Annotated in this window: 1 protein-coding gene; it reads right to left on the bottom strand. The window is 50.3% G+C overall.

Annotated features, from left to right (window positions below):
• Positions 1-7: 7 nt before the first annotated feature.
• The gene (locus NYE50_RS09525) at positions 8-13,408 is read right to left on the bottom strand and encodes a type I polyketide synthase (protein WP_318248540.1); all 13,401 of its coding nucleotides are present in this window, start codon (positions 13,406-13,408) and stop codon (positions 8-10) included.
• Between the last annotated feature and the right edge of the window lies 1 nt (position 13,409).

The following is a 13,409-nucleotide window of genomic DNA, read 5'->3' as shown; positions in this document are numbered from 1 at the left end:
TCCTCTCTCATTTAAATGCTTTCCAGAACATTTTTTTCGCAGGAAGCTCTTGTTTCTCCGCCGGTGCGTCAGGCTCTTTTACCAGAGCCTTACGTCTTAATGACGGTACCGGCAGCGGCTTTCTTTTCATTCGGGTATCTTTTTCTTCCCAAGCTTCCAGAATGACGTGGGCGTTTGTTCCGCCGTCGGCAAAGCAGTTGATGGCTGCTGACGGTCTGGCTGCATCCCATTCGCCGGCTGTTTTATGAAAGTGAAAATCTGTCTTTGTTATATCAAAATGCGGCATCGGTTCGTCTCCTGAGAGAAACGGAACCGTTTGTTTATGCTTCAGCATTAATACGACTTTAATGAAGCTTGCGATGCCTTCTGCGCAAAGCGGATGCCCGATGTTCGGCTTAATTGACCCGATGCCGAGCGGAACATGCCGACCTGAGCGGTATACGGATTGAATCGCCTTCAGCTCAAGCAAATCAGTCACCGCGGAACCCGATCCGTTTGCTTCGATATAAGTGATGTCTTCCGGCTTTTTGCCGCTTTTGAAAAGCGCGCTTTGCATAACGTCTTTTTGCGCCTGCATATTAGGGGCTGAAGGGCCTGCCGTTCTGCCGTCATTGTTCATGGCGGCGGCCTTAATGACTGCGTGTATCGTGTCGCCGTCTTTTTGCGCCTGGCTTACTGTTTTTAACAGCACCATGCCGACGCCTTCACCGAGGACAACTCCGCCTGAACGCTTGTCAAATACGTGAAATGCCGGTTTTTCGTTTAACAGTCCGCGCTCTTGGAACATCCGGTGCGCCGCATCCGTGTTCAGCAGGCTGACGCCGCCAACTACCGCCGCTTTGATATCGCCGCTTCTCAGTGCCTGAACGGCCATGTTCATTCCTGTCAAAGCCGATGAACAAGCCGTATCAAGCACGATGCTCGGCCCGCGCAGATCAAAAAATTGCGAAACGTTTGCCGCTAAATAATTCTGCCCGCCCGCAACGATCGGGTTGCGGGTATTCGCAAGACTTTCAGGATCAGGCTGATGCTGGCTGCGGCCTCCGATATACACACCGGCTTCTATGCCCTTGATTTCTTCACGGGTATAGCCGGCATGGCACCAAAGTTTCAAGCTCTCTTCCAACACCGCCAACGCCTGAGGGTCCATCGCTTTCGCGTCGTTTTCCGGAATGAAAAAGAATTCGGAATCAAAGTGATCCATATTGTCAATCAATCCCGCAACGTATTGATTTGCATATCCGAAACGTTCCGCCGGGACGGAGCCGATTGCGGACCTGCCGCTTCTCAGCAAGTCCCAATATTGGTCTAACGATTCCGCTCCCGGAAAACGGCAGCTCATTCCGACGACGGCAATGTCTTCAGTTACGGCATCACGCTTTTGTTCAGTGTGAACCGTTTGTACGGCAGCCGGAACCAAGATTTCTGTATCAGGTTCCTCTCTTTCTGCAAGCAGCGGCTGCCCATTGGATACAAGCCATTCGGCAAACGCGTCAATCGTCGGATGTTCATATAAAACAGATGGGTCTAAGTCCTCTTTGAGCGCTTGATTCATTTGCTGTAAAAGCTGCGCTAAAATGATCGAATCAACCCCGTAATCCTGAAACGGTTCGTCTGTTTCCAGTTCTTCCGGAGCGATTTTCAGCTCATCGGAAAACAATTTCACAAGCCACGCCTTCGTATCAAGAAGCAGTTCTCTGTCTGAATGTTTTTCCGCGGCTTTGCCGGTTATTACGGCTTTTTGTGTTTTCTCTAGACAGAGCAGCCTGTCAGGATGCCATTCGCTCCGATCAACGATAGCCGGCAGAACGGACGGGCGGATGTTTTCAGATAAAATGCGGTCAAGCAAGTCAAGCCCTTCCGCGTTGGACAGTCCCAGCAGCCCGGTCTGCTTCAGGCTTTCTGTGCGGACTTCACCCAATCCGGTTTCCTTCCAGTTCGGCCATTGAATGCTGACTAACGGATATTGATGCTGATGAGCCGCCGCGAAATAATCCATGTACGCATTTGCCATCGCATAATCCGACTGTCCCGCCGCGAGCGCCGGAACGACTGCAGATACTGAAGAAAATAAGACAAAAAATTGCAAAGGATCATTTGTGAAAAGGCTGCTTAATGTTTGAAGCCCGGCGACTTTCGGTTCCAGCACTTCTTGTATATCGTCGGCAGTCTTTCTGATAAACGCCGGATTTACTGAATTAACCGATCCCGCACAGTGAATGACGCCGCCTATCGGTCCCATCGTGCGCCGGATCGTTTCAATTTCCGCTGCCGCCGCATCATGATCAGACAATTTCAGACTGATCACCGCCACTTGCACTCCTTTTGCTTCGAGCTCTTCAATCGCCCGTATCTTCTCTTTCAGCCTTGTATTAACGGCTGACCGTTCATGGCGGGGAGGAATCGGCTCCCTGCCTGTCAGCACTACTTTTTTCACGCCGTGTTTTTCTGTGAAATGGCGGGCGCATAAGAGACCCAGTCCCCTCGTCCCTCCGGTAATGAAAAGCACATGGTCTTCAGGAAACGGTGCGGGCTTATGTTCTGCTCGCTTCCCGCTTGGAATCTCCCTGAATAAAGCACGGTATCTCTGTCCGTTTCGGCGGCAGATTTCCGGTTCTGTGCTGTCCGCCGAAAATTCATCTGCAATCTGTTTGGCAAGCGTCTGCTGATCCGTATCTGTATCGGCATCCATGTGTCTGGACGTCACGTTTTGATACTCATTTTGAAGCATTCTGTACAGGCCGCTTTTTGCCGCTCCTGCAAGATGAATCGTTTTCTGCTGAAATGGCTCCAATCCTTTTGTTACATATAGCAGCGTCAGCGGCCGCGCTTGCCGGCGGCTTGTATCAATCAGAGTCTGGAGCCGGCTGATCCCTTTCAATGAAGGGTCTTCGTCTCCGCATCCCGTCAGATCGATTGCGCCATCTATGTGATTCCAATCGCCAGCTGCAGTATCAGCAGAATCGACCGGGAGAATGAACGAGTCAGTGAAATGCTTCGCAGTCTCTTCGGCTAGCTCCGCTGTTCTTTCATCAGCCAGAATCATGACCATCCTGCCGCTTTTCTCACCGGCCGAATCGATCTCACACGGAACCCATTGCTTTTCTAAAAGCACAGCCTTGCGCCGGTCTTCTGTTTCCTGCGGTACGGCTTTCGGCTCAGGCAGCCAGTACGGCTCCTTCGCAAATGGGTAAGCCGGCAGACTGATTCTGCGGGGTTTTTCGCCTTGATAGAGTCTGTCCCAGTCCATCTGAAGCCCTTTAGCCCACAATTCCGCTATTTTGGCGTATTTTTTCTTATTGAACCATGACCTCACAAGCTGCTTCAGGTCATCGTCCGTTTCAAATGCTTTAATTTCTTTTTTAGCCGTTTTGATATGGGCTTCATATATCCCTTCACCCGTATTTCCGTTTACAAAATCGGTTAAACGGCTGATCAGTTCTTCTCTCGAACCGGCTGTAACCGCAAGACGGTAATCCATCGCATCACGCCCGGTTTGAAGCGTGTACGCCATATCTGAAAGATTGATATTCTGATTGGCTTTTGCAAATTCGATCACAGACTCGGCATAGGTTTTTACCTGGGGCGCTTTTTTCGCCGACAGCACAAAAATGTTTGTCTCATCAGACTTACGGCTTCCCCTGTCTTTCGGCTGATACTCTTCGATAACGAGATGAGCGTTTGTGCCGCTGTAGCCGAATGAGCTGACACAGGCCCGCCGCGGTGCTCCGCCTGTTTCCCAAGGTTTGAGTTCGGTATTGACAAATAAAGGCGAGTCATTGAAATCAAAATGTTCATTCGGCGTGCTGAAATGAAGGGTCGGCACAAGCTGCTGATGCTTCATCGACAGCAGAACCTTCTGGACGCTTGCTACACCTGCCGCCGCCGACGTATGCCCAATATTCGATTTAACCGAACCGATGGCGCAAAATTGTTTGCGATCCGTTTTTTCCTTAAATACAGAAGACAGGGCTTCTAATTCAATCGGATCCCCCTGCTTTGTGCCGGTGCCGTGCATTTCCGCGTAGGTGATGCTCTCAGGGTGGATGTTGTGTGCTTCATACACTTGGCGCTCTAATTCCATTTGGCTTTTCGCGCTTGGTGCGGTAATGCCGTTGGTTTTTCCGTCCTGGTTAATTCCAGATCCGATAATGACTCCGTAAATATGGTCTTGATCGGCTTCCGCATCTTTCAGCCTCTTCAAAACGAGCGCCCCCGCGCCTTCGCCAGGCACAAATCCGTTCGCACTGTTATCAAATGCTTTACATTGGCCGTCAGGAGACAGCATTCCGGCTTCACACATGCTGATGTATGATTCAGGCGTTAAATACAAGGTCACACCGCCGACAAGCGCCATGTCAATTTCATGATTCAACAGCGCCTGACGCGCCAAATGAGTCCCGACGAGAGATGAAGAACATGCCGTATCAATCGGAATGGCCGGCCCTTTCAAATTGAGATAATAAGGCAGGCGGGCCGCCGCGATGCTGAAACTGTTGCCCGTCGCGCTTCCTCCTGTCTGATGTTTGTTTAACATCATGCCGTATTCATTGTTCATAATCCCCAAATAAACGCCGCAATTTTTCCCGTTTAATTCTTTTGAGCTGTAACCCGCATCTTCAAAGGCTTTAAAACCTTCCTGTAAAAATATCCGGTGCTGCGGGTCCATAAGTTCCGCTTCAGACGGAGATATATTAAAGAACAGCGGATCAAACTCTTCAATGCCGTCAAGCATACCGATTGATCTGCAGTATACTTTGCCCTTCTTGTTTAAGGCCGGATCATAGTATTTGTTTACATCCCAGCGGGAAAGCGGGATGTCGCGAATGGCATTTTTCGCACGGGCTAAGTTGTCCCAATACGTCTTTAGGTCCGGCGCATCCGGGTACTTGCCCGACATGCCGACGATGGCTATCGCGTCCGCTATCTCGTCTTTAGGCTCCCGTTTGGCCTGCACCGGTTCAGGTTCCTTTTGAACCATTAATCTCTCAGGCTCGGCAGGTGTTTTCTCCTGCAGGGCATGTTGCTGCGTAAGCGGCTTTGGACGTACGGGAACCGCCTGTTTTTTTCTGCCGCGGACAGACGGCTGCGTACGCAGAAAATCGGCAAATTGACGGATTGTCGGATAATCATACACTTTCGTTACGTTACAGTCCGTGCCGTACCGTTTATTGACGGCCTTTATCCATTCAAGACCGGTAATCGAATCCATACCCAAGTCAATAAAGGCCTCATCAATATCTACTTCATGCCGCTCCATGTACAATACATCAGCCAGTGCTTTTGATAACTCGTCATGCACCGCTTCAATCGGTTCTTCCGGTTCGGCGGAAGCTGCCGTTTCAGACATCGCCTCCAGAATATCCGCTTCTGCTTGTGTCACATGCTGCTTATGAGCGTTTAAAGGCTGCAGCATGATGTTTGACGGTTTTTTTACGGCCTCTGTTTTCTGCGGTTCGGTTGCTTCCTCAAGGATCGGTTCTGTCCCGAGCTCTTTTTGCAAGAAAGCCGCAAACTGGCGGATTGTCGGATAATCATATACTTTCGTCACCGTAAGGGACGTGCCGTATGCTTTATTAACAGACTTTATCCATTCAAGGCCGGAAATTGAATCCATGCCGATATCAATAAATGTGTCGTCTGCGTCGATATCGTCGGCATCCATATATAAAACGTCTGCCAAACTTTCGGTCAATACGGCACTTACTTTTTCAGCGGAAACCGCCGGACGGGAAGCGGGCTGTACGGTTCTTTTCGGTTTCGCGCCGCTCAAAGTCTGCAGTGTAATGTTTGACGGTTTTTCTTTGACAGTCTCCTCGTGAAGAGTTGTTACTTCAATGACCGGTTCCGGGGCGGCCGCCGGTGCGATCGGCGCAGACTGTGTTTCGGCCGGTTTTTTGACAGCTGAATCTGCTGATGTGTCGATCCAATAACGGTCTTTTGCAAACGGGTAGGCCGGGAGACTGATTTTTTGCGGTCTGCCCATTTGATACAGCTTATCCCAATTCAGCGGAAGGCCCTTCACCCAAAGCTCTAATACCTTTGCGGCTTTGCCTTTTTCAAGCCATGCCTCAATGGTTTTTTCCATGTCCTCATCAGCCGCAAACAGCGCCATCGTGTCTTTATTCTGTTTGACTTGTCCGCGGTAGAGCTGGTCAATTGACTCCTTGCCGCCCGTAAATTCGTCAAGCTTCTCTTCAAGCTCGCGCAAATTGCTGACAATCATTCCGAGACGCTCTTCCATCGGTTCACGGCCGATTTGAAGCGTATATGCGATCCGGCTCAGATCCGCTTCCCGGTAACGCCCGCTCCGCAGCGCATCAAGAAGACGTTCCGCCCGTTTTTGAAGCCGTTGCTCATTTTTCGCGGAAAGGACGATCATCGACGGATGAGGCGCGGCAAAAGCCGTCTCCTTATCCTCATCAGCGGAATATTCTTCGATGACGATATGAGCGTTGACGCCGCCGGCTCCGAATGAGGAAAGTCCCGCGGTTCTCGGCAATTCCTTATCATTTATGACCGGTCTTTTCCACTCTTCAAGCGTCTGCTGCACTTTAAACGGCGTAGCGAGAAAATCAATATTCGGGTTAAGCGTCCGGGAATGCAGTGACGGTGCAAGCTGCTTATGTTTCATTTGCAGGAGCACCTTCGTCAGACCCGCGATGCCCGCCGCGCTTTCACAGTGCCCGATATTGGATTTCGCTGAGCCGATGGCACAAAATTGTTTATCTTGTGTTTGTTCTGAAAAGACTTTTGTCAGACCCGTGATTTCAATCGGATCGCCGAGTGAAGTCCCGGTGCCGTGGGCTTCGATGTAGCTGACCGCCCTCGGATCGGTTCCCGCGTCTTTTAACGCCTGTTTGATCACCGCGGCTTGGGCGTTCGGATTCGGTACGGAATACCCGTTTGTTTTTCCATCATGGTTCACGGCCGTTCCTTTGATCAGGCCGTAAATATGATCACCGTCCGCTTTCGCTTTAGAAAGCGGCTTAAGGAGTACGGCGCCCACTCCTTCACCGGGCACATAACCGTCCCCGCCTTCTCCGAAACTTTCACATCTGCCTTTGCTTGATAAAAATCTGTTCTGGCCGAGCATCAAATATTTATTCGGATGAACGGATACATTGACGCCCCCGGCAAATGCTGCCTCGCATTCCCCGTTCCGCAAGCTTTGGCATGCCAGATGAATGGCTGTTAAAGAAGAAGAGCACATCGTATCCAGAGCCATGCTCGGGCCGTTAAAACCGAATACATAGGAAGCCCTGTTCGCAATTGATGACGGATTTCCGGTCAGCGCAAGCGATTTTCCGCGCGCCTGTTCTTCTGCTCCGTAAAGCTGATATTCCTCATACATGACGCCGACGTAAACACCGACATTGGCGCCAAGCAAATCACCCGATTTTTCCGTGAGCTTTTTGCGCGTGTAACCGGCATCTTCCATCGTTTCGTAGACACACTGCAGGAATAACCGCTCCTGCGGGTCCATCAATTTTGCATCCCGGGGCGAAATAGAGAAGAACTGCGGATCAAATTTGTCCACGTCTTTCAAAAATCCTCCCCATTTTCCGTACGTCTTGCCTTCTTTATCTTTATCAGCGTCGTAATAAAGACTGTGATCCCAGCGATCGTTTGGAATTTCAGTTATGCAGTCAGTGCCTTCACTCAAGTTCTTCCAAAATTCCTGAAGATTTTCGGCCTGCGGATATCGTCCTGACATACCGATAATCGCGATATCTTCACGCTCCGTCACTGGATTTTTCCGCGTGTCTGGACGGACTTGCGCAAAGCCTTTTTTGCCTTCATTCCGTTTGAAAACGGGCTTTACTTTCGCTTTCTCAGACAGCGCCGGTTTGGCTGCAGGGGTTTCTTCTGTTTTCATCTCGGTCACTTCCAGCAGCGTGTCCCGGTGTGCTTTCATAAAATACTGCGCCAGCGATTCGATATTCTGATATTCGAAAAACAATGTTTTTGACAATGAACCGAAGCTCTTTTCCAGCCGGCCCGTCAAATGCATAATCATAATCGAATCAATACCGTAATCTTCCATAGGCGCCTTGGCGTCAATTTTGCCGACAGGAAGTTTGGTCACTTCCGAAAGCACTTGTTTCAAGAAATGCTCCGTTTTTTCTGCAAGCATGTTCTCTCCGCCCGCTGTAAGACCTGCCGTTTCTTCCGTTTCGCTGCCCTTATCCGGCTGATCCGCTGATTTTTTCAGAAACGCCCGGATTTTTGCGGCGTAGCCTTCCGTCACCATGACTTGGGATGTGTTTGCCGTCCACCCGCGGTACAAAGCCTGAATGCCGTTTTCTGTTTGCATAGGGACCATGCCGCTTTCTTTTGTCAGCATGGCTTCCGTTTCAGCATCAACCGTCATGCCGCCGTCTTTCCAAAGCGGCCAGCAGATTGAAAGGGTGTGTCCATAGCGTTCATTTCGGGCTTTTTTACGATTTCTTTTTTCACTGAAGGCGTTCATAAACGCATTGGCCATCGCATAATCAGCCTGACCCGCGCTTCCGGCGCTTCCGGCTCCGGAAGAGAAAAGAATCAGAAAATCCAGCTCAATGTCCTTTGCCGCTTCATCCAGATGAACCAGTCCGGAGACTTTCGGCGCCAGTACATCACGGATTTCATCTTTGTGCTTTTTCAGAATATAGTTGTCTTTTATCGTTCCGGCGCTGTGTATGATACCGTTTAATCCGCCGTACTGCCGACAGATGTCCGCTGTGAGCGATTGAACTTCTTGTTTTTCCGTCATGTCCGTTTGTTTGTACACGGCTTGCGCGCCGAGATCGGACAGTTCTTGAAGCTGGGCTTTTTTACGGTTATCCAACAGAGAACGCCCCGTTAAAATAAGAACGGCGTCTTTTGCATGCCGGGCGATTTCTTTGGCGAATAAAAATCCGAGTCCGCCAGCACCGCCTGTGATCAGATAAACACCTTTATCCTTCCACGGCTTTTCGGCGCCGAACTGTTCCAGCCCTGTTTCCTGCCATTGTGCCGTATAGCGCTTGCCGTTTTCATAGCGAATATGCTTGTCATCAGGATGAGCGCTGCATTCTTTTACATATCGGGACAGCGTGTCTGCCTTGACGTCCGGCTCCGCTTCAATCAGCTGGCCGGTCAGGTTCGGGTTTTCAAGCGCCGCTGTTTTCAAAAGCCCCGTTAAGCCGCAAAGGAGCTGCGTATCCGCTTCTTGAGGCACGACAATCTGAATGAGCTCGCGCCCGCCGGAATTTGAAGCGAGGATTTTCTTCACTTCTTCGAACGCCTGAAGCGCACAAGCTTCAAACCGTTCGTCTTCACTCTTATGCTGATCACGGAGCACATGACAGCTGAAGTCTGTCTGTATGCTGTTCATTTGATCCGTAAACCGGTCAGATATCATCACGTGACGGGCTTTGAAATGGATCGGCGCTTTTTCATGTACAGCGGCCTTCTCTTCCCATACGTGTTCAAAAAATAGTGTATCTGTTTTATCCGTTTCAATTTCCCGTGCGGAATAACCAGTCATTTTCACACATACATTGCCTTGTTCGTCACACAAATCAATATCCAGCTTCTGCACGGCATCTTCAGGCTTGCTTTCGCCGCTGTACGCAATGGATACCCACATATCACTTTTACAGCTTTTCAACACATCAATCTGTTCGAGAGCAAACGGCAGCATCGGCCGTATGTCAGTCCCGTCTCTGTCAAGCATTAACCCGATTGTCGCGTGGAAGGCCGCATCCAAAAGGCTCGGATGGAGGACAAACTGATCTTTTGTATGAGAAATAGATGACGGGAGTGAGAGCTTTGCGAGCACTCTGCTGTCTTTTGCATAGATTTCCGTGACCGCTTTGTGAGCATCCCCGTATTCAATCCCCATCTGTTTGTATGCCTGATAGCAAGCGTCAGGTGTGATCAGACGGCGTGACTCTCTTAATTTGTCAATCTCGATTTTGGCCGGTTCGCCCGCTCGGACAAACGCCGCGCTTCCTTGCGCATAGAGAACGGGCTCTTGTTCCGAGGAAGCCGATTCACTGTAAACCGTAAATCCCATCTCTCCATTTTCTTCGTCATAAAGTCGGAGATACAGTTCTGCGGACTCATCCGCCGCTGTAAACGGACGTACCCATACGACATGTTTCAGACGGACTGTTCCTTCTTCCTTCGTTTCTGCCGCGTGTTCAACGGCCGCCCGGACCATTTCCAGATAAGCCGCGCCCGGTAACGTCCGCTCGTTTTTGACGACGTGATCTTTCAGGAAAAATTCTCCGCCGCTAAACGCAGAGCGGAAACGGACGCCTGACATGTTTGATACATTTTCATGCAGGAGCGGGTGCAGCATGCCTGCATTTTTTTGCGGTAACGAATCTTTTTTCTCCGCCTTCGGCACCCAATACCGTGTTTTTTCAAACGGATATGTCGGCAGGCTGACCCGATTCGGTTTGTTTTCTCCGTATAAGAGATTCCAATCCATTGTTCCTCCGCCGGCCCAATTCTCAGCAATCATCTCCAGACTTCCGGAAGAAAGCCATTTATGTATCAAGTCCGGAGCAAGCTCTGCTTGTTTCGTTTTATCAGCTCGGTTCCGCCAGCACCCGCTGACCGTTTTACCTGCCAGAAAGCCTTCCAGCCGCTCTTTGAGCTGTGTCATATTCTGAGCGGTGAACGCAACCCGCTCCTCCATCTGTTCACGGCCGATCTGAAGTGTATATGCCGCATCCTCAAGCGGCAGGCCGGGATGAATAAATGCAGACAGCTTCGCAACATACTCTTTAAGCCGTTCTTCATTTCGGGCCGAAACCGGGAAAATGAATGTCTGTTCTCCTGCCGGTTCATACGCTGTTCCGTGTGATTCTTCAGGGATAAATTCCTCCAGAATGAGATGCACGTTTGAACCTGTCGCCCCGAAAGAACTGATGCCTGCACGCCGGGGATATACGGTTTCGTTTCCGTTTTCCTTCACTGAAGGCTGCTGCCACTCTTCGGTATGATGCTGGACGTAAAACGGTGATTGTTCAAAATCTAAATACGGATTCAGCTCCTCGGAATGAAGAGACGGCACCAAAGTTTTATGGTGAAGCTGCAGGGCAACCTTGCTTAAGCCGCTGATGCCCGCCGCCGATTCCGCATGGCCGATATTGGACTTCACTGATCCGATCGAACAGAACTGTTTGTCCTGTGTGTACTGGCGGAACGCCTTGACAAGGCCTTGAACCTCAATCGGATCGCCGAGAGAAGTTCCCGTCCCGTGCGCCTCAATATAACTGACCGTGCGCGGATCGATGCCCGCTTTGTCCAGGCATTCTTCAATCAAATCAGCCTGCGCGACAGGACTCGGCACGGAAATTCCGCTCACTGTCCCCACGTGGTTGACGGCACTGCCCTTTATCACCGCATAAATCCGGTCTCCGTCTTTTACCGCCTCCCGCAGCGGTTTTAATAAAACGGCACCGATTCCTTCAGCCGGTACATAGCCGTCTCCGTCTTTCCCGAATGTATGACAAACCCCGTCTGTTGAAAACATGTCCCATAAACCGTATGTCAGATATTTATTCGGATGCAGCGACAAGTTGACGCCTCCGGCAACCGCCGATTCACATTCCCCGCGCCGAATGCTTTCCGCAGCAAGATGAACCGCAGTCAGCGAAGATGAACAGACCGTATCGACCGCCATGCTCGGCCCGTGAAAATTGCAAAAATATGAAACTCTGTTTGCGATTTGCGCATAATTAAGAGAAAGCGGGAATACATGATCTTCAGAAGAAGCTTCAGCCCCGACCAACGTATAATCCTTATGCATCACCCCTGCGAAGACGCCGACGCGCTGTCTCTTATTCCGTCCGCGCGCCTCTGCGAGCGACTTCGGCGTATATCCGGCATCCTCAATCGTTTCCCAGCATGTTTGTAAAAACAGCCGTTCCTGAGGGTCCATTGTTTCAGCTTCCCGCGGCGTAATCCGGAAAAATTGGGGATCAAAGCAATCCGGATCATCAATAAATCCGCCCCATTTTGAAATGCTCTTTCCGGAAGGCGACTTTACATTTTCAAACCGGCGCCAGTCCCATCGAGACTCCGGAATTTCGGTGACACAGTTTTTTCCTTCTTTCAGGTTTTCCCAGAATTCATGAATATTTTCGGCCTGCGGGTAGCGGCCGGCCATGCCGATAATGGCGATATCTTCATCTTGCGGCACACTGCTTTTCCGCCTTTTTTCTGTTTGCGTCTCAACCGGCTTCTCCATTTTTGCCGGAGACGCGCTGAAATGGCTCCCGTACTGCTCAGTCAGGAAAGCCGCCAACTCTGCTGCCGTCGTATATTCAAACAGCAAAGTCGGAGAAAGGGTTTCGCCGATTTTTTCGCTGATCGTTTCGACGACGTCAAGCAGTCCGGACGATGTCAGCCCCATTTCATAGTAGCCGACTTGAGAATCAATCTGTTCAAGCGGCTTACCGATTTTTTCCGCCATCAGATTCATGACATACCGCTCTGCTTCCTCATGCGGGTGTCCGCCTTCAAGCGATGCCGCAACTTCCGGTAAACCGGCTTTTTCAGGAGACTTCTCAGCAGTCTTTCGGTCTGTATTGATCAGCTCGGCATCCCGCACGAGCTTGCTTGTGAAATCTTTCAGCTCGGCTACTTTCCGGCCGGATGCGTTAAAAAACTCCAGTGTAATGTAAATAAGCTCCTTTTCCTGCCGAAGCGACGAACGTTTGATTCTCGTGATGCAGCCGGCCTGCAAAGGTTCGGAAGCTGTAAAAGATTCGTAGAAAAGAGGCAGAAACAGCCTCTTTTCCCCATTTAACAGCGATGAGATCAATAGGTTTGCGCCGACGCCGCTTCCGTCAAGAAGAGTCGGATGGAACAAAAACCCTCCGGCCTGTCCCATCGCGTCTTTTCCGAGCGATACATCAAAGGTGACGCCGTCCCGCTCCTCAAACACTTCTCCTTCTGCTTTCATATATCCGCTGTGAACCAATTCCTGGCTTCTGCATTGTGCATACAGCTCATTTAAATCAATGGTGCGTTCCGCCTCGCGTTTGACAGAGTCAAGATCAAGCGTGTCACTGAAAACTGCGGGTGCCGTCTCGTGCATTTCCGCTTTGACGTAAATGCGTTCTTCCGGCTGGACTCGTCCGCCGCTGACCTCAGCCCCTTTTGCGGTAAGTTTCCAGCGCCCTTCTTTTACCTTTGTACATTCAACCGTAAGCTTGACGGCGCTGTCTTCTTTCGCAATAAGCGGCTGATATATGGATAAATGGCGCAGCTGAAGCCCGTCGTATGAATAGCCGCGCTCTTTGAAAATCTGATAAAACATATCAATATAAGCCAATCCCGGAAGGACTTTTTGTCCGTAAACGTCATGATGTAAAATAAACGGATTTTTCAGCGATAAAGTGATTTGCTTATTGAAGTTCTTCACG

The organism is Bacillus sp. EU55 (genome assembly GCF_038005925.1).
Taxonomy (GTDB): Bacteria; Bacillota; Bacilli; order Bacillales; family Bacillaceae; genus Bacillus; species Bacillus velezensis.
The sequence above is the reverse complement of the archived record's forward strand: the minus strand, read 5'-3'. Positions and strand labels throughout refer to the sequence as shown.